Source organism: Apibacter sp. B3919 (assembly GCF_026537405.1).
GTDB lineage: Bacteria > Bacteroidota > Bacteroidia > Flavobacteriales > Weeksellaceae > Apibacter.
Genome location: NZ_JAFNMG010000001.1, coordinates 130,692 through 157,186 on the forward strand (window position 1 = coordinate 130,692; position 26,495 = coordinate 157,186).

Sequence of the window (26,495 nt, forward strand, 5' to 3'; positions counted from 1 at the left end):
TTTAAATTATAGATATGTCTGTTTTGGTTGATAAAAATTCCAAAGTAATTGTTCAAGGATTTACAGGTAAAGAAGGTTCTTTTCATGCAGAACAAATGATTGAATACGGAACCCAAGTGGTTGGAGGAGTAACTCCGGGAAAAGGAGGAACTACCCATTTGGATAGACCTGTTTTCAATACAGTTAAGGAAGCCATCGACCAAACAGGGGCTAATACCTCCATCATATTTGTTCCCCCTGCGTTTGCTTCAGATTCGATAATGGAAGCAGCACAAGCCGGAATAAAAGTTATTATATGTATTACAGAAGGTATTCCCGTTGAAGACATGGTTCAAGTTAAAAATTATCTTAAATCGTACGATTGCACATTAATAGGCCCCAATTGTCCGGGAATTATTTCAGCGGAAGAGGCAAAAGTTGGAATCATGCCCGGTTTTATTTTTAAAAAAGGAAAAGTCGGTATAGTTTCTAAATCAGGTACGCTAACCTATGAAGCTGCTGACCAAGTGGTTAAAGCCGGGTATGGCATTTCAACCGCAATTGGAATTGGTGGAGATCCTATCGTAGGAACATCTATTAAAGATGCCTTGCAACTACTTATCGAAGATAAAGATACAGAATGTATAGTTATGATAGGGGAAATTGGAGGTCAACTGGAAGTAGATGCGGCATTATGGTATAAATCAAATAATATAACCAAGCCTATTGTCGGATTTATTGCAGGAATTACTGCTCCTAAAGGAAGAACTATGGGTCATGCCGGGGCTATTGTTGGAGGAGAAAATGATACAGCACAATCAAAAATGAAAATTATGGCTGAATGCGGTATTCACGTTGTCAACTCTCCTGCAGATATAGGAAAAACGGTTGGCAAAATATTCGTTTAGGTATTTTTTGCACAGCAACAAACCAAAAAATTATATATTTATGAAAAAAAGCGTTCTTTTATTATTATTAATTCCGATTTTGTCTTATTCGCAAGTAAGATTTGGTGTAAGAGGAACACTTCAAAATACAAGTGTTTCCAATATACATAAAGAATCCAGCAGTAGAAATGCAGCATCTATCGGTGTTTTAGCTCAAATTCAATTAGACTATTATAATCGGTTTATTATACAGCCTGAGATATCATATTCCATGCAAGGGGAAAAAGATAAGGTTAAGATGTCAGGAAATCAAACGAAAGCTAAATTTTTTCAAAATTATATAAACATACCGATTTATTTTAGGGCGTATTTATCAGAATCCGAAAGCGAATTTTTTGCAGAAGTTGGACCTCAATTAGGAATATTAATATCCCAAAAAGATAAAGACTTAGAAAAAAAGCGATACGGATCCAATCCTAAGAATCTTGATACATCCATATCAGTAGGGTTAGGATATAGTATTGTTAGAAAATCAGAAATTTTCGTTCGTTATAATTATGGTTTTATGGATATTTATGATAAATTTTACCAAAAACAAAATACATCAGTAATTGCTTTAGGTTTTGCCTATATTTTTGATTAACGAAATATAAATAAAATATATTCATGGGATTAATTTTGTTTAATCCCATTTTTTTATGCTTATAACTCTCTGTGTTTTTTAAATATTTGATCTAAAATACCGACAGCTTTAAGCTTTATCTATGAAAAATTGTCAGTTATAACATATGACATTTTTGACAGAAAATTTTCGGCTATTATTTTTTTTAAATTGCAACATTTACTTTTAAAATATGTATTATTTAAACTAAAGGATACTTTTTATAAAAATAATATTAATATTTTTATTTATAACAGTTCAATAATTTATATTTTAAATACAATAATTATCACTTTTATATATTGTCTGACCTATATAATAGTCAACTTGATAAAAATTATTGACGATTATAATCCAATAAACTAAGTGAACAAATTATCTCAAATACTATAATAATTAGATTAAAAATTGAAACTATTTGTATTAAATAGAAATAAAAAATGGGATTAAAAAATTTGGCTTGAAGTTTGATGTGTGGAAGGAAAAATTAATCATAATATAAATTTTACCTTATGTATTGGACCTTAGAATTAGCGTCTTATTTAAGTGATGCGCCGTGGCCCGCCACAAAAGATGAATTAATTGATTATGCCATCAGAACCGGCGCCCCTTTGGAAGTAGTTGAAAATCTACAGGCAATTGAAGATGAGGGCGAGATTTACGATAGCATTGAAGAAATATGGGCGGATTATCCGACTGATGATGATTTCCTCTGGAACGAAGATGAATACTAATTTATAAGCCCTAGCTCGTTTAGGGCTTTACTTTTCATAGTTCATACTAAAAAAGCTTTTTTTTAGTACATTTGTACGTACAAATTAATTACATATAATGAATATATTAAATTCAGTCCTCAAATTATTTATTGGGGATAAACATAAAAAAGATCTTGCACAATTAAATAAATATCTGGACAAAATTAAAAAGGAAGAAGAAAGTATTTCTTCTTTATCTTTTGATGATCTAAGATTTAAAACCATTGAGTTTAAAGAAAAAATATCTCAAGCAACTTTTGATCTTAAAAATAAAATTGCAGAATTAAAAGAACAAACTCAAAATGTTGATAATATAGACGAAAAAGAGCGATTATACAGCGAGATTGAGAAATTTGAGAAGGAATCCTACGAAGTTGAAGAAAGAATATTGGAAGAAATACTTCCTCAAGCGTATGCTTTAATTAAAGAAACAGCCCGTCGATTTGCTGAAAACAACACTATTACCGTTACAGCCACCGATTTTGATAAAACATTGGCATTAACTAAAGAGTATGTTACCATTGAAGGAGATAAAGCCGTATGGAGAAATTATTGGAATGCGGCGGGTAAAGAAGTAAAATGGGACATGATTCATTATGATGTTCAGTATATAGGGGGAACGGTATTACATCAAGGAAAAATTGCTGAAATGGCAACCGGTGAGGGAAAAACGTTAGTAGGAACACTTCCTATGTATTTGAATGCTCTACCGGGACGTGGAGTTCATGTAGTAACAGTTAATGATTATTTAGCAAAACGGGACTCCGCATGGATGGCTCCTTTGTTTGAATTCCATGGATTAAAAGTAGATTGTATTGATAACCATCAACCCAATTCGGAATCTCGAAGACAAGCTTATCTTGCTGATATTACTTACGGAACTAATAATGAATTTGGATTCGATTATTTACGTGACAATATGGCAAATTCTCCAAATGACTTAGTTCAAAGAGAACTTAATTATGCCATTGTCGATGAGGTAGATTCCGTTCTAGTAGATGATGCACGTACGCCATTGATTATCTCCGGACCGGTACCTCAAGGAGATAAACAAGAATATCAGGAATTAAAACCGGTTGTTGAAACCATTTTTACGGCTCAAAAAAATGAAATTTCAAAATTATTTCAGGAAGCAAAACAATTAATAGCTTCAGGAGATAAAAAAGAAGGAGGTTATAAATTATATCAAGTATATAGAGGATTACCTAAACATAAGCCTTTAATTAAATACCTTTCAGAAGAAGGGAACAAAGCTATTTTGTTAAAAGCAGAAGCTTATTTTATATCGGATAATAACCGAATGATGCCTGAGGCAGATAAAGATTTATATTTTTCAATTGATGAAAAAAATAATCAGGTGGAACTTACCGATAAAGGAATTGAATTTTTGTCAAAAGGAAATTCCGATCCTAACTTTTTTGTATTAGAAGATTTAGGAACTGTATTTGCCGATATTGAAAATAAAAACTTATCCAAAGAAGAAGAACATAAAGAAAAAGAAGAATTCTTACGATACTTTGCCATCAAATCCGAACGTATTCATTCTTTAAGTCAATTGCTCAAGGCATATACTTTGTTTGAGAAAGATGTAGAATATGTTGTAATTGACGGACAAGTTAAAATTGTTGACGAGCAGACCGGACGTATTATGGAAGGCCGTCGTTATTCTGATGGATTGCATCAAGCTTTAGAAGCTAAAGAAAATGTAAAAGTCGAAGCAGCAACACAAACGTTTGCTACAATTACTTTACAGAATTACTTTAGAATGTATAATAAATTGGCAGGTATGACCGGTACTGCCGAAACGGAAGCCGGAGAATTTTGGGAAATATATAAATTAGATGTAGTGGTTATTCCTACCAACAAACCTGTAATTAGAAACGACCAACAAGATTTAGTTTATAAAACCAACAGAGAAAAATTCAATGCCGTTTTAAATGAGGTGATACGTTTATCTCAAGAAGATAAAAGACCGGTATTGGTGGGAACTACTTCTGTAGAAATTTCCGAATTATTAAGCAAAGCTTTAAAATTAAGAAAAATACCGCATAATGTATTGAATGCAAAATTACATAAAAAAGAAGCAGACATTGTTGCAGAAGCGGGAAATCCGGGTGTAGTAACTATTGCTACCAATATGGCCGGAAGGGGTACTGACATTAAGTTAACAGACGAAGTTAAAGCTGCAGGAGGGTTGGCTATTATAGGTACGGAAAGACACGATTCTAGACGGGTAGACAGACAGTTAAGAGGTCGTGCCGGTCGTCAGGGAGATCCGGGATCTTCTCAATTCTATGTTTCTCTAGAGGATAACTTAATGCGTTTATTCGGTTCTGATCGAATAGCTAAAATGATGGATCGATTAGGGCATAAGGAAGGAGATGTAATTCAACATTCTATGATCACTAACTCTATTGAAAGAGCTCAGAAAAAAGTTGAAGAAAATAACTTTGGAATTCGTAAAAGATTGTTGGAATATGACGATGTAATGAATAAACAAAGGGAAGTAATTTACAGCAGACGTAAAAATGCTCTTTTTGGTGAGAAGTTAAGTATCGATATCGCTAACATGATTTATGACACTGCTACATTATTAGTAAGAGACAATAAACAAGATAAAAACTATAAAAATTTTGAGTTTGAGTTAGCAACAGTGTTTGCTATGGATACTCCTGTAGATGAGGCAGAGTTTAACAGATTATCTGAAAAAGAACTTGTTGATAAAGTTTTTGAACAAGCAGAAGCTTATTATAAAGAAAAAATAGAAAATACGGCACAACAGTTGTATCCTATCATATCTAACGTCTTTTTAGCAAGAGGAAACACATTTAAAAATATTTCCGTTCCTTTTACTGACGGCACAAAAGTATTAAATGTAACCACCAATTTAGAAGATGCTTACAATTCTGAAGGAAAAGCTTTATTAAAAGACTTTGAAAAAGGAATTACTTTAGCATTAATAGATGAAAATTGGAAAGAACATTTAAGAGAGATGGATGAATTAAGAAAGTCTGTACAATCAGCCGTTTACGAACAAAAAGACCCATTGGTTATTTATAAACAAGAATCCTTTGCTTTATTTAGGGATATGTTAGATAAAACCAATAAAGAAATTATATCTTTCTTGTTCAAAGGAGGTTTACCATCTGAACCTGAAGAATCAAAAATAGAACAAGCTCGTGAAGTAAAACAAAAAGTGGTTGAGAGCAGAGAATTTGTTGAAAATGATGATAAACAGACTCAAGAAAAGCCGGTTTCCGAACCATTACGTGTAAACAAGATCGGAAGAAATGAAATGGTACATGTACGTAACTTGAGAACCGGAGAAGTTAAATCTTTGAAATTTAAACAAGCGCAAAGTCTTATAGAGGAGGGAAGTTGGATATTGGTTGATCAAGAGGATGAATAACCTCTAAAAAATATTAGAAATTTGAGCCGGAATAATAAAAAATTATTATTCCGGTTTTTTATAAAAAAAATTAAAACCTAAATGCATATTTAGCATGAAATCATTAGCAGAAATTAGAAACGAGTTTATTAAAAATCTTTCTTCGCAATATACACTTAAAGAAATAGATATTATTTTTTATGCGTTGGCAGAAACATATTTGCATAAAGATAAAATTACCTTAAAATTAGGATTGGATGAAATGCAAGAAGATTCTCAAATAAAGCCTACACTTTTTCAAACAGCCTTATTTCATTTAATTAGCGGTATGCCCTACCAATATGTGGTAGGTTATACGGAATTTTTCGGCTGTAAAATTTCTGTAAATCCCCATGTGTTGATTCCCAGACCGGAAACAGAAGAATTGGTATCTTGGATTTGTAATGACTTTGAAAATAAAAACGAGGAGTTGAATATCATTGATTTATGTTCCGGAAGTGGATGTATTGCTATTGCATTAGCTAAAAACTTAAAAGCAAAGGTATCTGCTCTTGAAATTGATGAAAAGGCGATAAATTTGGCCAAAAAAAATGCAGAAAGTAATCAAGTTCAGGTAGATTTTTTACAGGCTGATTTACTTAATACGGGTCACCTAATAAAGAATACTGAAAAGTATGATATTATTGTATCCAATCCTCCTTATATCAGAGAATATGAAAAAGAAGATATGGAAAGTAGGGTAGTCAATCATGAACCATCCAAGGCCTTGTTTGTACCGGACAATGATCCATTTGTTTTTTACAGGAGTGTAATAGATTTTTCTCTAAAAAACATGAAACCACAAGGAAGAATATATGTTGAAATTAATCAAAATTTAGGAGAAAAAACCAGACAACTTTTTTTGGAATACTTTAATTACGTGGAATTAAAACAAGATATATCCGGTAATTTTAGGATGATTAAGGCTAAAGAGATAGCTTCCTAAACAAGTAATTTTTATGTAATGTATTATTGCTCTAGAAATAAAAAAATTAAATTTTAAGAAAAAAAATAAGCTTTATTTATAGAATAATACTTCCTAAACGAGAAAATTTCAATTTTTTATCGGTAACATACGTACCTTCTAATTTAATTCCGCTACAGTTTCGGGCGCATATACTGGATTCATTTCCATTTAAAGACCTGCGATAGGTATATATAAAATCATGTGAATTAGGTATATTAATTGAAAATCTTTTATCTTTATAAACGTTTGGTATAAAGGTAATTTTTCCACTTTCAAATGCTTTAGTTAATTCAAATAAATTTAAAAGCGTATGGCTGGTTTCGGAATTATTGCTGTAATGATCATCAAAATAATTTTTATCCTTAGTTGCATCTTTAAATAAGTGATTACTTCTAAAATCAAAGTCAAAAGTACAAGTATATTCCTCTTTGCCAATTTTAATTTTTCTCTCCAATGTATAATCAGAATCTTCCATAATTTTTATATTTTTATAAATATAAGCATATTAATTGAAATATAAGTATATATATTTAAAAATTTATATTTATTATTTTTTATAAATATGTATTAATGCTTAATTAATAAATGTTTAATAATGTGTGAATTTATTCAAATTAAAAAATGGATTAAAATTAATTGGATTCTATCTATTATTATAATGTTTCTTTAAATTTAAAATAATTGTGATCATTTGATCATGTTTATTTGGAATTATACTTAATTCTTTGTTTAATATTATATAAATAATTTTACTAAAATTATTGAAAATATCAAGGTAAATCTATTCTATTAATACAAATTGAGTTTATACAGAGATTTTAACCAATAAATCTTTTATTCCTCACAGTTTAATTATAAAATTGCTTAATAAACTAAATACTTTTAATATAAGAATATATATAATAATATTTTAAAAATTATTTTAATTAAAAAAATAAAATTTTTGCATGTTCTTTAGCTAACTTAGCAATTTCATCAATTGAATTTTTAGAAATTCCTATATCTTCTAGAATTTTAACATTTGCCTCAATATTTTCAATTGCAGTTTGATTTGCTATATCCAAATTTCTTTGAGCTTTATTCACTTTCTTATGAATCTCTTTATTTAAAGCTATTACTGGGTTCTTTTTTGAAACATCTTCAGCAAACCTTGTTTTTTAATTGCTCCATTAAACTTAAGCCAAGCATTTTGCAAAACTTCATGAACTTCTAATTTATCCCCTACAACAGATTTATCATAAAAATCCTGATAAGTTGTTACTTCATTTTCTTTAATTGGTGTTTCATTTTTTGTACCCATTATACACCAAAATTCCTTCTTCGGTAACATAGTAGTCTTCGTTATTTCGAAAACTCAAATAAAAAAGCCTCTTTAGAGGCTTTTATAAATTATTCATTTATAGGAATATTCATATTTTTCATACAATTCTTTAATATTGTACTTATGTAATTGCCTTTTTTTCTTACAATACAAGCTGTGGCAAATGTTAATGGTGCAATATATACTTCACCTCTATAATTAGGACTAGTCAATACAGGCATTTGATAATAGGCATTTTTTTTATCTTTTAAATCAATATACCATTTACCACCTATATGTTTCCTAAAAGTCTCTCCTATATATATTGTTAATAAATCCAATAATTTAGGCTTATATTTTAGCTGAAATATACTTTGAAATTTACTTAATATCCAGTTTTCGAGTTCATCCAAAGACTTAATACTATAATTTAGGGTTAAATTATTTTCTCGAGCGAATTCACTGGTAAATGAATCCATTTTAGTATCAATAAGTAATATCCAATCTTGAAAATTTTCTTTAGTGTATGACATTATTATAATTTTAAATTTATTTATTAATAATTGTAACTTCTATTCCAGCTTTTTCTAAAGCGTCTAATAATGGTTTGCTTGCTCTTCCTTCAATTATCCACTCAATATTCCACCCTATTTCAACTAATCTAGCATCCCGTTCTATTTCATATGCAATGAATTTTGTTAATGAGAAATAATTTCCTGATTTTACTTCTACTCCCCTCTTTTTTTGAACTTGAGCAATATCTAAACGTCTATTAACTGTTTGTTCTTTTAAATCTACTTTTACATTTACTTCTCGTTCCCCCCAACCTTTCCTTTCATGATGTCTTTTAACTGCGGCATTTCCCTTTTTTGGGTTTTTTATACTAGCATCAAAAACATTACTCCAAGATTTAAAATCCTTTATTTTACCTTTTTTTCTATCTAATCTTTTTTCTAGATATGCATTCCAACGTTCTGCTTTTCCCTCTGGCGTATCTGCAGGATTTTTATACTTATTATGCACCAACAGACCTTCTTCGGTAACATAATAATTTTCATTATCTTTTACGGATATATTATAAACTTTTTCATAATGTGGCAAAATTTCTTTATTAAGGACTGAAATATAGTCTCCGTGTTTATTTTGCAGAAGGTCGCCTACTTGCAGCGCTCGGGCTTCTATCCATTCTCCGTTGGTGTAGAAACGGTGCTCGGGTGTTACCCGCAGCATTTCGTTCCCAGAAATCTCCAGTCCACACATTTGCATGGTATACCGCTGGTGTGTAACTAAAATAGGTTTGTATTCCTGTTCTTGAGTTTGCTCATTAAAAGTTAATACTTTATCCTCAACTTTTAAGTCTTCGATATGGGCAAGGCCGTTATCGGTATGTACCAATGTTCCTTCAGGAAAACAAACGGTAGTAAGTCCTTTAGCAGCAAAGATACTCATTATTAAGCTCAATGTGCAATCTTGAATTTTTTCCATTAAGCTTTGATCGCTACTCCAAATTTTATACTGTTGATAGTAGGCGCCTCCAATTCCTAAACCTCTGACTATTTTACAAAAGATTCCGGCATTGCCGAATCCCTTAAAAGTAAATTGTTCAAACAAATCTTTCTTGGCAGTTTGTAAAAAGTCTTTTCCAAATTCTTTTCCAAAAGTAGTTACTCCCTGTTTCGTAAGTAAAGCTCCGGATTCCCTTGCAGCCGATGTAGCACCCATAGCCATACTTCCTATACCTCTTCCGGCTAAAAATCCAAAAGCAAATTGACTTAGATGACCTAAATTGGTTAATGTTGCTGAACCCCATGCACTCCAAGCAGTTTCCTTAGGGGTTATTGTTCCTCCCTCTTGGGGACATATCATGACTGAATTTAGCGTTAGAGCCTTGCCTTTAACTATTTCAACCTCAAGTGTTTGAGTCCAAACTCTGCTAGAGGCTGCTCTTGTACATATAGCATTTCCGCTAAGCATAACGGCTGCTATGGCTACAGCTATAATACCTGCTACTACCCACCCGGGTCCGGGAATACAAGCGCAGGCTGCCGCAATGGCTCCCGCTCCCAAAGAAGCAACACCTGCAACAGCACCCGCTAAAAAAGCATACTTACCTACACAAGTGAAGTTGTTACTTTTTAATGTATCTTTAGAAGTAGCTGCTAAATAACCTCCAATTTTTACTGTATTATGGCTAGTAACTTTTATCTTTTTAGGCTTTAATCCTTTATTACAAACTAAGTAATGTTTTTCTGTGAGATACTGATCATTTTCATCCATGGTTTTTAAATTATTTCAATTAGTTTCATTTCTAGATAGGAATGGGTAGAATAATTCTTTCCTAATTCTTCCTTTAAACTGAATCCTGAATAATCAAGTTCTCTCTTATCGTTGTAATAATATTTTCCATTTAAGAAAAAAGTGGGCTGCATACTTTTGTCATTAACAGATTCTTTAAGCCTTTTTATAGTTTCCGGAGATAATTCCATTTCTGAATGAAAAACTTTTTCATAGTTATTATTTTCCGTATTTTTTCCAATAGACGTTATTTTTAAAGGAATAATTACACCTGAACCGAATTGATCCATCTCATTTTTTTTAAAAATTGTGTGTAAATTAGGCTCCAATGCGCGACCTAACAGAAAAAAATATTGGTGGATAAAATGAATATATTGTATATTTTTAAACATAAATTTTTCTTCTTTTAATTCGAACTCAATACCTCTTATAATTTTATAAGACTCCAAGGGATGGGTGTTTATAAGCCATTCCTTAACTTTTTCCCATTCTTTATTTATATGATATATATTATTAATTTTTTCAATATTTCCAAAACGATTGACTGTAATATCTAACTCTTTATATATACTACATATCTTATTAGTCATTTCAGTAATTGCGGTGAGTATTGCATCTTCATATTGAATAAGTTCATACTCCAACTCTTTAATAAAATATCTTCTATCTCCATTATTTTTTTGTTCTAATAAGGTAATTTCTGTCTTAATCTTTATTTTAAATTTACTTTCTACTTCAACAGCCTTAGTTGTTCCTTCAATAGTTTGTTGATACACATATTTTTTATTTAATACCATATTACATTAATTATGTGTTTATTTTAACTTCTTGTCCGTGAATATTAGTTGAAGACATGCCGGTTATATTGATATTTTTACTATTAATAACTAAATGTTCTGCTGCACCTAAATTGGTTTGTTCAGTTGCGTTTAATGTTATTAATTTTCCATTAACTGAAATAGTACCGTCTGCCTTGATTGAAACAGTACTAACACCAACTGTTATTTTAAATTCTTTTGTAGCATTTAAAGAAACTTCACCGGTTTTACTCATTTGTATAACAGAATTTTTATCTCCTACATTGATTTCATGTTTTGATTTAGATTCCTGTTTGGTATTTCCACTATTATCCATGGTAATAGCCGTTTGTCCATTTCCTACATCTATAATATTGGTTTTGCCAACTTTTGTTATATTATCAATATCTACTTTTGTAGTAGCATTCCCTTTTCCATCAAAGTTCATCATCGCAGGTCCTTGGTCAGCCAAAGTCATGGAGCCTTCTTTATCATTGAAAGTAAGGTTAGATCCTGCTGCCGTTTGCAAACCTTTCATATAATTACCTGCTCCACCATGTCCGGATTTACCTCCTCCATTAAACATAGCCCCTAAACTTACCGGCTTTTCTGCATTTCCGTTCTCAAAACTTACGATTACTTCTTCCCCTATCTCAGGCACTACATGCATTCCTTTGCCTTTTCCTGCATACGGGGTAATTGAACGAATCCAGGGAGTCGTACCGTTAAAAGGCTTTTGCCAAGGAAACTGTACCCGAATTCTAGACATTCCTTCCGGATCGTTATTATCCGTAACCGTAGCCGATTGCTCTTCACACAAAGGAATTGCATCTTCATCCATATATTCGGGAACCATATTGTCCATAGGTACGCCCACCAATTCATTATAATATCCTTCGGTAATGTCTTGTGAATGCGTGATTTCTATAATTTTATATCGTTCCAAAGGAACTTCCCCGTCTTTAAAAAGTCCGCTTTTAGGCATCCAGCCTTTAAGCTTTACAATATCTCCCAACCTTAAATTAGGATTATTGGTCTTAGCTTCTAAAAACAATACATGCTGACGTCTGAGCTTTTGCCTTTCTACGGCTTGGGTTACCTCAATAGAACCTTTTTCCAATAAAGATTGATTGTATAAGGATAAAGGCACCTTAGCGTATATTTTTTCCGAAGCAGTGATAGCATGTTGTTGAAAAGGATTAACAATACTCCATTTAGGAGGAATGCTGTCAGAGTCTACCGTATGGTTTTGAGCCCTTTTCGCATCATAACCAACATAGCTGAATTTTTGAGGAACTAATCTCATTTTCAGCTCATAACTGTAGACATCTTTTTCTTCCACCAATTCCACGGTTTTACCTCCCGCTCCTCCAAAGACAATTTGTTGCCCGTTATAATAGAGCCATTCCCCATACCTTGTGGCCAAACGTTTAATAAACTCCCAATCCGATTCACGGTATTGTACCGTATAAAGTAGAGGATCTTTTAACATAGGACGTAAGTCCCAGCTGAGCAAATCCGATTGATATTCCGAAGTGGCCTGTTGAATGATAGCGTCCAAACTTTGATTTTCAAAACTTTGGCAATCCAGCCCGTTTTCCAATAAAATAGTAGGAGCATGGCCCTTGATAAAAAGCTTATTATAACCATCCACCTTTTTATTGGAAAGTTCGGTAACAATACCTGAAAAAATATAAGCGGTTTGTCCGTATTGTTTGAGTTGAATAGAAATTTTCTTACCTAAAAGCTCACGAGAATTGGTCATCGGATAAGAATCCCTGTCACCGAAAGCCTCTGCATAACAAGAAATTTCAAAATGGTCATGGTCCGCCATTTTTTGGTTTAGCGTAAGAGTAAAATGACTGTCTCGTAATACTTCGTTACCATCAATAGAAATAGCTGCATAAACAATATGAGAATTTTTAAGTTGAGAAGCTAAATCCCCTCCATATTTAGCAAAAAAATTAGAAGCCATATCTTTAATTTTCTTTTCCAGAGCATTCGGAGGAGTTACACTAAAACAATCGGGAGGTTTAATGGCATCTTCAAGTTTAATGGATCTATCACTACCGGCAACTATATTTTTTTTAAGCAAATCAAGCTTATCCGAATGATCGGAAACAGGAGCTGTAAACGAATTAATTTTTTGATTTACCTTATCGGTAATTCCGGAAGAATCAACTATATTTTTAGTCAAATCTTTAGTGTTAAGATTCACCGAATTCTTTTTATCCAAAGGATTCATGGGATTTTGATTTAATTAAGTTAAAAAATAAAAACTAATATTTATATAAAATATGGAGTAAATATAATGATTTTATTTATTTATTAATAATTAAATATTAAAAAATATCTTAAATAAATACATAAAATAATAAATATATATCTATAAAAGCTAATAAAATTAAATAATAGAGAAGATTTATGAGTTTTGAATTTTTTATTAATATCTATACTATAAATATTAAATATATGAAATAATAACTTATAATGTAATATATTGGAGATGAAGTTTTTAATAGTAAATACGATTCTTTAATTTAAAATCAACATAAACATAGGATTTAATTCTACTAATTAATCTGTATTTCATTAAATATTTTAAATTAGTAATTAATATACGTTACTATTGTTATTATAACTATTTGGCACAATTATTTTATTTACAGTATATAAGGTTAAAAACTAAATCTTTGTCATTACTATTTAGATACAAAAGTGTAGTTTTTATCTGAAAAAATTTATTGTAAATTTGAATTGTGAAAAATCAGATTAACATTGCCGATATTCCCGGAATTTCTCAATTAATTAAAGATTATGTAACTAAGGAGGAAAAAACAGCATCTCTTTATGGAAGAAATTTATCGCCTGAATCTTTACTTCTACAGGCTAGAGAAAAAATTACCAATTATAAACACAGGGAAAAGTTAGTTGATGAATTGCAAAGACAGCTAAAAAATTTACAATTGTCTGAAAAGCAAACAATCAATCTAAAAAATCTTAGTTTAGCGAATTCAATAACTATCACAACCGGGCATCAACTAAATTTAATGACCGGTCCATTGTATTTCATCTATAAAATTTTACAGGTAATAAAATTATGTGATACGATGAATGAAAGACAAGAGGAATTTAAATTTATTCCAATTTTCTGGATGGCTACGGAAGATCATGATTTTGAGGAAATAAATCATTTTAATTTTAATAGGGAATTTATAAGTTGGAATGAGAAACATCATGATTATGTAGGTGAAATTTCAACCGGTGGATTAAAAACTGTCCTATCCGATTTTTATGAAGAATTGAAATATTATCCTTTTGGAAAGGAATTAAGAAAGATTATTGAAAAATCCTATTATACCGCGGATAATCTTTCAGATGCCACTCGAATTTTAGTTCATGAATTGTTTAAAGAATATGGTCTATTGTTTATAGATGGTAATACAGAGTCTTTAAAAAAATTGTTTATACCGTTTATTAAAGATGATATCAAGGAAAAAAAATCTTTCCGAATCATTTCAAAAACAATCGAAAAATTAAAATCGAATCATTATAAAATACAAGTAAATCCAAGAAAAATTAATTTTTTTTATCATAAAAATAAAGAAAGAAACCGTATAGATGAAACCAATGGTAAATATTATATTTTAGGAAGCTGTAAAAATTTTAGTGAAGTTGAAATACTGGAAGAAATAGATAAACATCCCGAAAATTTCAGTCCCAATGCATTGATGAGACCGGTGTATCAGGAAGTCATATTGCCTAACGTTGCCTATATTGGTGGAAATGCAGAAATTGCATATTGGATGGAACTTAAAGATTATTTTTCTGAACAAAATATTCCTTTTCCTATATTGGTACCAAGAAATTCCTTTTTATTGATTAATGACAATCAAGAAAAAAGAATGAAAAGACTTTCTTTGAATATCAATCATTTATTTCTTCCTAAAGAACAAACTATAAATAACCTAGTAACTCAAAATTCATCCTATATATTTGATTTTGCAAAGTACGAAAGTCGTTTAAAAGTTATTTTCGATGATTTATTGAAAGAATCTGCCAATACAGATCCTAGTTGGAAAAATATGATTTTGGCTCAAAAGAAAAAGCAGCTCAATGGGTTGGAAAAAATAAACAAACGTTTTTATAAAGCAAATAGATTAAAACATAAAGAAATTGTGTACAATTTTGAAAAATTATATGAAGAATTATTTCCTGAAGGTAGTTGGCAGGAAAGGGTCTACAATTTTTCATTTTATTATGCCACAATGGGATCTGAATTTTTAGCTCGAATATATAATGAAATCAATGAATTTCAAAATATTGTAACAGTATTTAATTTAGAAAAAGGGAAATAAATAATTTAATTACATTTGCAACAAAGTTATTTAGAAATGAAAAAGCAATTTAATACGCTGCTATTATTATTTATAAGTTCCTTGATGCTTTCGCAACAGCAAAAACATACTGTTATGGCGAAAGAAACGCTTTATGGGTTAAGTAAAAAATACAATGTTTCCATTGATGATTTAAAAAAAGTAAATCCTCAATTAAACAGCCGTACACTTCAGATAGGGGAAATACTTAATATTCCGGATAAAAAAGCTTCTTCTAAAGCGAATGAATATTTAACTTCCAACACTGCTAATAACACACAAAATATAGAAAATTCAAAAAATTTAGATTATTTTTATATTACCGTTGAGCCTAAACAAACGTTGTACGGATTAAGTAAAAAGTATCATACTTCGATTAAAAGCATAATAGCTCTTAATCCGTCTATGGATAAGAACGGTCCCAAAATTGGTGAAATTCTAAAAATTCCTGCCAATTCCTCATTGGAAAATTCAAATGCTTATAATCATGTTTATAGTGATGATAAAAAGGATCAGGATGAATTAAAAATAAATAATTCAGATTCAAAAGAAGAAATCAACATAAAAGATAAAAAAGAGTTAACTTCGGCAAAAGATGATCCAATAGAAACTAATAAAAAAGAAAATATTGAAAATCAGAATGATAAGGAATCAGATATCTTAAGTAAAAATAAATTACCTGAAAATGATTTACAGAATGATTCTAAAGATCAATCATCAAGTCAAGCCGATAGTGAATTTAGAAAAGACGGAGTAAATGTGGTTTTATTTTTACCTTTCCATACCGGAGAATCGTCCGTTAATGCGGAAAGACGTATAGCTACTCAATTTTATTCAGGAGTTAAACTTGCACTGGATTCTTTGTCCAATAGAGGAAAAAGAGTTCATGTAAAGATATTTGACACAAGTAATGATAATAAATTCAGAGAAATTGTAAATACCTATGATTTTTCGAATACCAATCTTATAATAGGACCTTTATTTAAATCGAACTTATTGACCCTAGCAGATAAAATTAAAAAAATTCCGATAATTTCTCCATTTTCTTCCAGCGATGACCTAGATAAACACGAAAATTTAATTTTATACAATACAAAAGATCAAATATTAGCTGAGAAAGTAACTGAAGAAATGTTAAAAAAATATTCCAACGAGAAAATATATATAGTATATGATGAGGAACATTTTAAAACGGCTCAATTTATTCAATCATTAATTAAAGATAGAAAAAATAATGCGGAAGTAATTTTAACTAAAAATGCAGAAGATATTAAACCGGATCAGAATTTAGTTACTGAAGAATATAATAAAATTTATGCCCTATTAATTTCAAATCAAGATCCGGTAATAAATAAATATTTGGATACGATAACTAGTTTTGAAAACAATCAAATACAACCTATTTCTTTATTTTACTCTTCTTTGTTTGATAATAAAAAATATGAAGAAAAACTTATAAATTTCGGATTGTTATATTTAGACACAAATTATGTAAATGAATTTGGATTTAATGAACAAAAAATGATGAATTTATATAAGAAAAAATATTGTCATATGCCGGATAAATATGCTATTACCGGTTTTGATGTAACCTATGATATTTTAAGTCGTGTTGATGAAAAAGGGAATTTATCAAACGCAATTATGAAAGCTGAAAGCAAACAAGTCAGCAATAAATATTCTTTTAGAAGAATAAATAAAAATGGAGCTTGGGTTAATCAAGAAGCTAGAATTATTCAATTATTAAAATAACTTAGAACAAACAAAATTACATATAACAATAAAATACTTAATATTAAAAAAAATTAATGAATTCATTAGTATTTCCCGGACAGGGTTCTCAGTTCCCAGGCATGGGAAAAGAAATATATGAGAGCAGAGCTGATATTAAAGAAATGATGAACTCTGCTAATGATATATTAGGGTTTAATATCATTGATATCATGTTTAAGGGAACCGAAGAACAACTAAAACAAACAAAAGTAACTCAACCTGCAATTTTTATCTATTCCATAGCTTCTGCTAAAGTTAATGAAAATGCCCGAATTGAAATGGTAGCAGGGCATTCCTTAGGAGAATTTTCTGCATTAGTTGGAAATGGAGTCCTGTCTTTTGATAACGGCTTAAAATTAGTTTACGAAAGAGCCTTGGCGATGCAAGAAGCTTGTGAAGAAAATCCTTCTTCGATGGCAGCGGTTATAGGTTTAGATGATGAAGCTGTTGAAAAGGTATGTCAGGAGATTTCCTCTGAAAATAATATTGTAGTTCCGGCAAATTATAATTGTCCGGGGCAGTTGGTTATATCAGGGCACACAGAAGCAGTTAAACAAGCTTGTGAAACTTTAAAAGAAAAAGGGGCTAAAAGAGCAATTTTGCTGCCCGTTAGCGGGGCTTTCCATTCACCACTTATGAAGAGTGCCGAAAAAAGATTAGAAGAAGTTATTCTTAAAACTAAATTCAATACACCTAGTGTCCCAATATATCAGAATTATACCAGTAAAGCAGTTACCAATATTGAGGAAATAAAAGAAAATCTTATTAAACAATTGACCTCTCCGGTAAACTGGACAAAAATAATCCGTAATATGATACAGGATAATTGTTCGGTATTTACAGAAACCGGTCCGGGAAAGGTTTTACAAGGATTAATAAAAAAAATTGACAGTTCCGTTGAAGTTTCCTCACTTTCCAACTAAAAAAAATTTAATTGAATATAAAGAAGAGATCTTATATAAGATCTCTTTTTTTATGACGAATATTTTTTAACGATAAAACTTTAACTTTTTTTTAAACAAAAAGATTTTAAATCTGTATATAATATCACTATTTAGAATTTATGTTTATAAAAATTTTTAAAACAGATTAAACAAAAATTCATTAGAGGTTTATACGGATATAATTAATTTGCTTTAGAAAAGCTAGAATTAAACATTAAATTTAATTTATCGATCATTTTTAGTTTATATAAAATGTTAAACATATATTAAATAAACTGTTTCGATTTTGCGGTAATCTGTAACATTTAGTAGTTAAATTATACAAATTAGTAACTACAATTGCAAACGACATGATTTCATTGAAAAACATACATAAGTATTATGACATAGGTCATAATAAATTACATGTATTAAAAGGAATTAATCTGGAAATAGGAGAAGGAGAAATGGTTGCTATTATGGGATCTTCCGGATCAGGTAAATCTACCTTATTAAATATTCTTGGAATATTGGATTACGCTGACGAAGGAGAATATCTATTGGATGGGGTTAAAATTGAAAAAGATTTAAGCGAATCAAAAGCAGCAGATTATAGAAATAAATTTTTAGGCTTTGTTTTCCAGTCCTTTAACTTGATAAGCTTTAAAAATGCTATGGAAAATGTCGCACTTCCTTTATATTATCAAAAAGTAAAACGTTCTCAAAGAAATTCCAGGGCCATGGAATATTTAAAAAGGGTAGGATTGGATGATAGAGCAGATCATATGCCTAATGAATTGTCGGGTGGACAAAAACAAAGGGTGGCAATTGCTCGCGCATTGGTAACACATCCTAAAGTTATTTTAGCCGATGAACCTACAGGAGCACTTGACAGTCAAACCACTTATGACGTAATAAAATTTTTACAAAAAATTAATAACGAAGGAAAAACTATTTTAATAGTTACACATGAACCCGATGTGGCGAAACAATGCAAAAGGGTAGTTCATTTAAAAGATGGTATAATTGAAAGGGATGAATTTATTAATCAAGAAGTTTTAGTATAATTTATTAACTATGTTTAATATAGATCGCTGGCAGGAAATATTTTATTCCATCAAGCAAAATAAATTAAGAACTTTTCTTTCGGGTTTTACAATATCATTAGGATTATTTATCTTCATTATACTTTTCGGTTTTGGAAATGGTTTAAAAAATGGCTTTTCACAAGCCTTCATATTGGATTCTTCCAGTACAATTAATATTATTCCGGGAAAAGCAACCGAAGCATATTTAGGTTTACAACAAAACAGGGATGTTACTCTTAAAAATGAAGATCTTGAACTTGTAAAGAAAGAATTTGATGAAAATTTAGAGTTTAAAACAGCTACCATCACACAGCCTGAAAATGTTACTTACAGAACATCTTCAGGAATCTATACAGTTCAGGCAACTTACCCGGATAAGCAATATATTGAAAAAGCCATTATTACATCAGGACGTTTTTTAAATCAATCAGATATAATAAACAAAACTAAATTTGCCGTTATAGGTCGATTGGTTGAAAAAGATCTTTTTAAAAATGAAAAGGCCTTAGGTAAATATATAAATGTAGGCGGAATCAATTATAAAGTGGTTGGTATATTCTACGATGAAGGAGGGGATAATGATGAACGAATAATTTACATCCCTATATCCACTTTACAAAGTCTCAAAAAAAGTACGGATCATGTAAGCCAGATAGATGTGGCTTATCTATCGGATATGAAACCTAGCGTAGCTGTGAAATTAGGAGATGAGATTGAGAGAACTTTACGCTCCAAACTTAAAATTTCTCCTACGGATAAAACCGGTTTAGTTATTCGAAACAGAGCCCAAAATATGGAAGATACCTATTCGTTTTTCACGGTGATTTCTTCTTTGGTTATGTTTATAGGATTTGGTACCATTATGGCCGGAATTATCGGTATTAGTAATATTATGGTTTATATCGTAAAAGAAAGGACAAAAGAAATAGGAATTAGAAAAGCTTTAGGAGCAAAACCGTTCAGTATTGTTTGGCTTATATTGCAAGAATCTATTTTCATTACAGTTATTTCCGGTATTTCAGGAGTTATTTTAGGTAGTTTGGCTCTTTATTTTATAGGTAATAATCTTTCCACCTATCTTATAGTAGATCCTTCGGTAAGTAAAGAATTATTAATTTTTGCAACGGTATCCTTAATAACTTTTGGTACGGTAGCAGGATTTATTCCGGCAAGAAAAGCTGCAAAAATAAAACCTATAGAAGCCTTAAGTTCAGATTAAACTATTTATTGAAATTTAATATCTTATACAAATGCAAATTTTAGATAGAGAAACGTGGGTTGAAATTTACCATACTCTCAGCAAAAATAAGTTGCGCACCATTTTAACAATGATCGGTGTGGCATGGGGAATGTTTTTGTATGTATTTCTTTTAGGAGCTGCTAAAGGTGCTGAAAATGGTTTTTATAAAATATTTGACGGATATGCAACCAACAGTATATTTCTTTGGGGTGGATCTACAGGCGAACCCTATAAAGGATACCCGAGAGGAAGGGAGTTAGCCATACATTTGGATGATGTAGAATATTTGAAAAAACAAGTTCCTGAAATTGATTTTGTAGTACCTAGAAATGCTGCTTCCTCAGAACAAAGTGTTATAAACAGAAAAAATAAAAGTAAAAACTTCACCGTATTTGGTGATTTTGCTTCGGTATCTAAAGTACAAAAGAAACAATTGATTACAGGAAGATTACTAAATGAAGAAGATGATGTTCAGAAAAAAAAGGTTGCGATAATCGGTAAAGAGGTTTATGAACAATTATTCAATAATAAAGAAAATGCTATAGGTGAATATATCAAAATTAACGGAATTTATTTTCAAGTAGTTGGAGTTTACAGAAATCCAAATTCTGGATTTTTACCGGAAGATGTGGTATATATTCCTTTCAATACCTATCAGAAAATATACAATCAAGGAGATAAAGTAAATTGGATGGTAATTTCCATTAAACCACAATACAATGTTAATGTGGTCGAAGAAAAGATCAAAACAGCTTTAAGAAAAAAATACGATGTAGCTCCTACAGATGAAAAGGCTTTCGGTGCTTGGAATTTTGCTGAGAACTTTAGAAAATTAACCAATTTCTTAAAAGGATTGCAAATACTTACTTGGTTTGTGGGAGGTTTAACCATTCTTGCCGGAGTAGTTGCTATTTCCAATATTTTATTAATAACGGTGAAAGAAAGAACCCTGGAAATAGGTATTCGAAGAGCATTAGGAGCCAAACCGGGTGAGATAAGATCACAAATACTTATGGAAAGTGTGTTTTTAACTGTTTTTTCCGGTCTACTCGGTTTTATATTAGGAGTATTACTTTTAATAGGAATGAGTTCATTTATGGGAGATGCCAATCCTAAATTTCCGTTCTATAATCCAACCGTAAATATTTGGAACGTATTAGCAGCCTTGTTTTTAATGGTAAGTTTAGGTTTGTTTATTGGACTTATACCCGCTCAAAGAGCAGTACAAATAAAACCGATTGAGGCTTTACGAACAGAATAACAGTCATATAAAATAGTTTAATTTTGGAAATTATGACTTTATCTAAAAAATCAGATAAGTGATAAAACACAAAAGCAAATGCAATAGGATTTTCAAATTATGAAAATCCTATTTTTATATCTAGTGATATAATTTTTTTAAAAAATTTTAATAAAATACTACCTTTGTAGTCATTCTCAAAAAATAAGAATTCATGTCAGAAATTACAGCAAAATATTCTCCTAAAAATGTTGAAGATAAATGGTATAAATTTTGGATGGATAACCACTTTTTTCATTCAGAACCGAATGAGAAAAAACCGTATACTATTGTAATTCCTCCTCCTAATGTAACCGGTGTATTACACATGGGACATATGCTTAATAATACAATTCAGGATGTATTAATAAGACGTGCCCGAATGTTGGGATATAATGCTTGCTGGGTTCCCGGAACAGATCATGCTTCCATAGCCACTGAGGCCAAAGTAGTTAACAAGCTAAAAGAACAGGGAATTAGTAAATTTGACATAGGAAGAGAAAAGTTTTTAGAACATGCATGGGAATGGACTCACACACATGGTGGAATCATATTAGAACAATTAAAAAAATTAGGTTGTTCTTGTGATTGGGATCGTACAAAATTCACCCTTGACGGCGATCTATATAATTCAGTAATTAAATGTTTCGTGGATCTTTATAATAGAGGATATATTTATAAAGGGAACAAGATGATTAATTGGGATCCGGAAGCGAAAACCAATATATCCGATGAAGAAGTAATTTATAAAGAACATAACGGAAAACTATATTTTTTGAGATATAAAGTAGCTCATGAAGACCATTATGTAATCGTAGCTACCACAAGGCCGGAAACTATATTCGGTGACACCGCTCTTTGTATAAATCCTAATGATGAGCGTTATCAATTTTTAAAAGGAAAGAAAGTTATAGTACCGATCTGTAACAGAGAAATACCGGTCATTGAGGATGAATACGTAGATATGGAATTTGGAACGGGAGTTTTAAAAATAACTCCTGCTCATGATGTCAATGATTATAACTTGGGCAAGAAGCACCAATTAGCTACCATTGATATTTTTAATGATAATGCAACACTAAATGATAATGGATTGCATTATAAAGGAAAAGACAGATTCATAGTTCGTAAGGAAATAACTAAAGAACTTAAAGAAAAAAATCTTCTTGAAAAAGAAGAAAATTATGTAAATAAAGTGGGAACTTCTGAACGAACCGGAGCAGTTATTGAGCCTAAAATATCGGTACAGTGGTTTATGAAAATGAAGGATTTTGCTAAACCGGCTCTTGATGCAGTATTAAATGAAGAGCTTAAACTGTATCCGGATAAGTTCGTTACTACTTACAAAAATTGGTTGGAAGACATTCATGATTGGAATATCTCACGTCAGCTTTGGTGGGGCCATAGAATACCTGCTTATTATTATGGAGAAGGCGAAAACGATTTTGTAATTGCAGAAACAAAAGAAGAGGCTCTAAAGTTAGCTCAAGAAAAAAACTCATCCATCACATCTGAAACCTTACGACAAGAAGAAGACGTTTTAGATACCTGGTTTTCTTCCTGGTTATGGCCTATTTCAGTTTTCAACGGAATCAATGAACCGGACAATAAAGAAATTAATTATTATTATCCTACCCAAGATTTAGTTACCGGACCGGATATTATATTTTTCTGGGTTGCCAGAATGGTAATGGCAGGATATGCATTCAGAAATGAAAAACCATTTTCTAACGTTTATTTCACCGGAATTGTACGAGATAAATTAAGAAGGAAAATGTCTAAGCAGCTCGGTAATTCTCCGGATCCTTTAAAATTGATTGAAGAATACGGAGCAGATGGTGTACGTGTAGGGGTATTATTAAGTTCGTCTGCCGGAAATGATCTTATGTTTGATGAAGATTTATGTTTACAAGGGAGAAACTTTTCAAATAAAATTTGGAATTCTTTCCGTTTAGTACAATCTTGGAATGTAGATTCATCAAAACCTCAAACCATTGAAAGTAAAGAAGCTATATCTTGGCTAAAAAATAAAATAGCTAAAACAGTTACTTTAATAAATGGAGATTTTGAAAAATATCGAATTTCCGATGCATTAATGAATATTTATAAACTCATTTGGGATGACTATTGCTCTTGGTATTTAGAAGCTGTTAAACCCCCATTTGGTGAAGATATAGATGAAAAAACTTATATAGAAACAATAGCGATTTTAGAAGACCTGTTAAAATTGCTTCATCCATTCATGCCATTTATCTCTGAAGAGATTTGGCAAACAATTAAAAAAAGAGAAATACAAGAAAGCCTTATTATCACTTCCACAGTCTCTGAAAACGCATATAATGAATCCATTATATCCGATTTTGAAGTAACCAAAGAAATTATTTCAAGTATTAGAAATTTCCGTTCTGAAAAAGGCCTTTCACCCAAAGAATCATTAACGCTTATAGTTAAATCATCCGATAAATTGGAAAATATTGCTACCATAAAAAAATTAGCTAATATTTCACAAATAAAGGATCAACTGAATGAAAATGAGCCATCATATACTTTTTTAGTTGGTAAATTGGAATTTGCCATACCTTTTACACAAACAATAGATACAGAAGCAGAAAAAGCAAAAATATTGGAAGATATTGCTTATTTAGAAGGATTTTTAAAAAGCATAAATGCAAAACTCTCTAATGAAAAATTTGTGAATGGAGCTCCTCAAAAAGTAGTCGAAATGGAAAGAAAGAAGCAATCTGATACACTGGAAAAATTAACTATTTTAAAAGAGAGCTTAAAAAAGTTATAAGACTAGCTATTTTTATCAAATTTTAGTTTACAGAAAGAAATAAAACTATTGAAACATTTATAAATGATTTATTTGAATTAATAAGTAAATAGTACAAGTCCTATCAATTAATAAATACTGAGAACGTATGATGAAACTACTTAGCCTTATTTTTTGTTTAGTTTCAATAGTTTTATATAGTCAGGTAGAAAAAAATATATTAGACTTATCCGAATATCCCGAAAAATATATATTGTCGTCTCAAATCAAGGAAACTTCTGCACTTGAGTTTTATAATGATTTCTTATATACCTGTAACGACAGCGGAGGAGAAGCCGAAATATATAAATTAAGCACCCTGGATGGAAAAATAGTAGAAACGATAAAAATCAAAGGAGTTAAAAATGTTGATTGGGAAGAATTGGCACGTAAAGGAGATACTCTTTTTATTGGTGATTTTGGAAATAATTTAGGAATTCGCAAAGATTTAACTGTATATCAAGTAGTTTTACCTACCAATGCAACAAATTTAAAAGAAATAACTATAGTCGATCAGTTTCAATTTACGTTCGAAGATCAAATAGATTATGAAAACAAAGGAAACTTTAAGACAAACTTTGATTGCGAAGCATTTGTTTATTATAAAAATAAGCTTCATTTATTTACTAAACGATGGGGAGATTTTCATACCGCTCATTACGAAATAGATTTAACTTCTGTATCAAAATCTAAAATTGCAAAAAAGATAGAAACTTTTAATACGGAATGTTTAGTAACCGGAGCAGACATACACCATGATACATTATATTTGATAGGATATACCAAAGAAGCAGCCTATGTATGGAAATTTTATGATTTCGATAATCATAATTTTTTTAATGGTAAATCCAAACAAACCTTGATCGGTTTAACTGCTGCTATCGGTCAAACAGAAGGTATTGCCGTAACAGATTCCAAAATATATATAACCGCTGAAGAAATGAATTATTCGCTCTTTCATGTTAAACCCACGCTATATATTCTCAATGAAGATGAACTCTAGTTTAAATAATATTTTTTGATTTAAATTTATAACTGAAGATGGTTTTATTTAATATCATTTTATAATCCATAATTTTATATCTTTTAATTTAAATAGAAGGTTGCTAATGCTCAAATTAATAATCCTCAAAGTTATACCTTCATAAAAAAATAGATGTTTCTATCTGTATTTATCCTTGTAATCAGTTTTTTCATTTTATATTAAAAATAAAATCTAATACTATATTTAGTGAAAATAAATTTCTATATTTTCAAAGTAATAGAAGATAAAAAAATGAAAATATATGCTTTATTTTTAAAAATTATTTTATCTTTGCCTATAAATCACAAAAATTAATACTATGGCTAAAGAAAAAAAAATAGTAAGGTACAGAGATGCCGAAACTGGACACTACACCACTAAAAAATATGCTGAAGAAAATCCTAAGACTACAGTAAGGGAGACTGATCGGGTTAGACCCAGAACTAAGAAAAAATAATAGTTAATTTTGCCTTTATCTTTTTTGTCATCTAATTAATAAATTATGCAAATGTTGCATTTATTAAATGAAAATTTATTCATTTTTCCTTAGTAACGTGGAAAAATCAAACCTTTATATATTGAAACTATCTGATTATTACAAAATTTCATTAATAGTTAGTTTGCATAAATAGTTATGGCAAAAGTAATAGATAAAATAATAATTAGTAGTATTCCGATACTATAATCTTATAATTTTCGAAACTAGTTATAGTACAGTTAATGCTCACATTAATTAATGTGAGCTATTTTTTTGAATACTTTATTTGCTAATTTATAGTATATAACAAATTATAATTCAATCAATTAATCTATACAGTATAATGTAGGACTTATATATGAGCCCTTTAAAAATAAATTTTACGCAATTTAACTATATATTGAATGCGATATATATTTACTTAAAATTCGTAG

Annotated in this window: 21 protein-coding genes; 14 read left to right on the forward strand and 7 right to left on the reverse strand. The window is 30.4% G+C overall.

The window, feature by feature from the left end; genetic code table 11:
• Nucleotides 1-14: 14 nt before the first annotated feature.
• The 5 genes from sucD to prmC all read left to right on the forward strand — a co-directional run bounded on the left by sucD (nt 15) and on the right by prmC (nt 6,655).
• A complete protein-coding gene (gene sucD / locus J3U20_RS00590) occupies nt 15-887 on the forward strand; it encodes a succinate--CoA ligase subunit alpha (RefSeq protein WP_105297763.1) in 873 nt (290 codons plus the stop codon).
• Nucleotides 888-927: 40 nt separating this feature from the next.
• Nucleotides 928-1,509, forward strand: coding sequence for a porin family protein (locus J3U20_RS00595; protein WP_160543102.1), 582 nt, complete (start codon nt 928-930; stop codon nt 1,507-1,509).
• Nucleotides 1,510-2,039: 530 nt separating this feature from the next.
• Nucleotides 2,040-2,261: a DUF2795 domain-containing protein gene (locus tag J3U20_RS00600; protein ID WP_055424695.1), complete on the forward strand. Its 222-nt coding sequence runs from the start codon at nt 2,040-2,042 to the stop codon at nt 2,259-2,261.
• A gap of 97 nt (nt 2,262-2,358) precedes the next feature.
• Nucleotides 2,359-5,691, forward strand: coding sequence for a preprotein translocase subunit SecA (secA, locus tag J3U20_RS00605; protein ID WP_160543101.1), 3,333 nt, complete (start codon nt 2,359-2,361; stop codon nt 5,689-5,691).
• Between the two features lie 94 nt (nt 5,692-5,785).
• Nucleotides 5,786-6,655, forward strand: coding sequence for a peptide chain release factor N(5)-glutamine methyltransferase (gene prmC / locus J3U20_RS00610; RefSeq protein ID WP_160543100.1), 870 nt, complete (start codon nt 5,786-5,788; stop codon nt 6,653-6,655).
• 76 nt (nt 6,656-6,731) lie between these two features.
• On the opposite strand, the gene J3U20_RS00615 is transcribed toward prmC, so the two are convergent.
• The 7 genes from J3U20_RS00615 to J3U20_RS00645 form a co-directional block, all read right to left on the reverse strand.
• Nucleotides 6,732-7,151, reverse strand: a complete 420-nt coding sequence (locus J3U20_RS00615) for a hypothetical protein (RefSeq protein ID WP_160543099.1) — start codon at nt 7,149-7,151, stop codon at nt 6,732-6,734.
• Between the two features lie 451 nt (nt 7,152-7,602).
• Nucleotides 7,603-7,761: a hypothetical protein gene (locus J3U20_RS00620; RefSeq protein ID WP_160543098.1), complete on the reverse strand. Its 159-nt coding sequence runs from the start codon at nt 7,759-7,761 to the stop codon at nt 7,603-7,605.
• Between the two features lie 29 nt (nt 7,762-7,790).
• Entirely contained in the window at nt 7,791-8,006 is a 216-nt protein-coding gene (locus tag J3U20_RS00625; RefSeq protein ID WP_160543097.1) for a hypothetical protein, read from the reverse strand.
• Nucleotides 8,007-8,065: 59 nt separating this feature from the next.
• Nucleotides 8,066-8,509 (reverse strand): hypothetical protein, encoded by a 444-nt coding sequence (locus J3U20_RS00630; RefSeq protein ID WP_160543096.1) that lies wholly within the window; start codon nt 8,507-8,509, stop codon nt 8,066-8,068.
• Between the two features lie 16 nt (nt 8,510-8,525).
• Nucleotides 8,526-10,253: a polymorphic toxin-type HINT domain-containing protein gene (locus J3U20_RS00635; RefSeq protein WP_160543095.1), complete on the reverse strand. Its 1,728-nt coding sequence runs from the start codon at nt 10,251-10,253 to the stop codon at nt 8,526-8,528.
• A gap of 5 nt (nt 10,254-10,258) precedes the next feature.
• A complete protein-coding gene (locus J3U20_RS00640) occupies nt 10,259-11,068 on the reverse strand; it encodes a hypothetical protein (RefSeq protein WP_160543094.1) in 810 nt (269 codons plus the stop codon).
• 10 nt (nt 11,069-11,078) lie between these two features.
• Nucleotides 11,079-13,313, reverse strand: coding sequence for a type VI secretion system Vgr family protein (locus J3U20_RS00645; RefSeq protein ID WP_160572917.1), 2,235 nt, complete (start codon nt 13,311-13,313; stop codon nt 11,079-11,081).
• A gap of 514 nt (nt 13,314-13,827) precedes the next feature.
• Between J3U20_RS00645 and bshC the strand changes: the two genes are divergently transcribed.
• The 9 genes from bshC (at nt 13,828) to J3U20_RS00690 (ending at nt 26,040) form a co-directional block, all read left to right on the forward strand.
• On the forward strand, nt 13,828-15,426 hold the full coding sequence (gene bshC / locus J3U20_RS00650; RefSeq protein ID WP_160543209.1) for a bacillithiol biosynthesis cysteine-adding enzyme BshC: 1,599 nt from the start codon (nt 13,828-13,830) through the stop codon (nt 15,424-15,426).
• Nucleotides 15,427-15,462: 36 nt separating this feature from the next.
• Complete coding sequence (locus J3U20_RS00655) at nt 15,463-17,196, forward strand: LysM peptidoglycan-binding domain-containing protein (protein WP_160543210.1); 1,734 nt, start codon at nt 15,463-15,465, stop codon at nt 17,194-17,196.
• 56 nt (nt 17,197-17,252) lie between these two features.
• Entirely contained in the window at nt 17,253-18,140 is an 888-nt protein-coding gene (gene fabD / locus J3U20_RS00660) for an ACP S-malonyltransferase (RefSeq protein ID WP_160543211.1), read from the forward strand.
• Between the two features lie 371 nt (nt 18,141-18,511).
• Nucleotides 18,512-19,207, forward strand: coding sequence for an ABC transporter ATP-binding protein (locus J3U20_RS00665; protein ID WP_105297756.1), 696 nt, complete (start codon nt 18,512-18,514; stop codon nt 19,205-19,207).
• Between the two features lie 10 nt (nt 19,208-19,217).
• Nucleotides 19,218-20,447: an ABC transporter permease gene (locus J3U20_RS00670; protein ID WP_160543212.1), complete on the forward strand. Its 1,230-nt coding sequence runs from the start codon at nt 19,218-19,220 to the stop codon at nt 20,445-20,447.
• A gap of 31 nt (nt 20,448-20,478) precedes the next feature.
• Nucleotides 20,479-21,729: an ABC transporter permease gene (locus J3U20_RS00675; RefSeq protein ID WP_160543213.1), complete on the forward strand. Its 1,251-nt coding sequence runs from the start codon at nt 20,479-20,481 to the stop codon at nt 21,727-21,729.
• 193 nt (nt 21,730-21,922) lie between these two features.
• Nucleotides 21,923-24,541 (forward strand): valine--tRNA ligase, encoded by a 2,619-nt coding sequence (locus tag J3U20_RS00680; protein WP_160543214.1) that lies wholly within the window; start codon nt 21,923-21,925, stop codon nt 24,539-24,541.
• Nucleotides 24,542-24,671: 130 nt separating this feature from the next.
• Nucleotides 24,672-25,562 carry a hypothetical protein gene (locus tag J3U20_RS00685; RefSeq protein ID WP_160543215.1) on the forward strand — a complete coding sequence of 297 codons (891 nt, stop codon included), beginning with the start codon at nt 24,672-24,674 and terminating at the stop codon, nt 25,560-25,562.
• Nucleotides 25,563-25,902: 340 nt separating this feature from the next.
• The gene (locus tag J3U20_RS00690; protein ID WP_105297751.1) at nt 25,903-26,040 is read left to right on the forward strand and encodes a multidrug transporter; all 138 of its coding nucleotides are present in this window, start codon (nt 25,903-25,905) and stop codon (nt 26,038-26,040) included.
• The last annotated feature ends 455 nt before the right edge of the window (nt 26,041-26,495 follow it).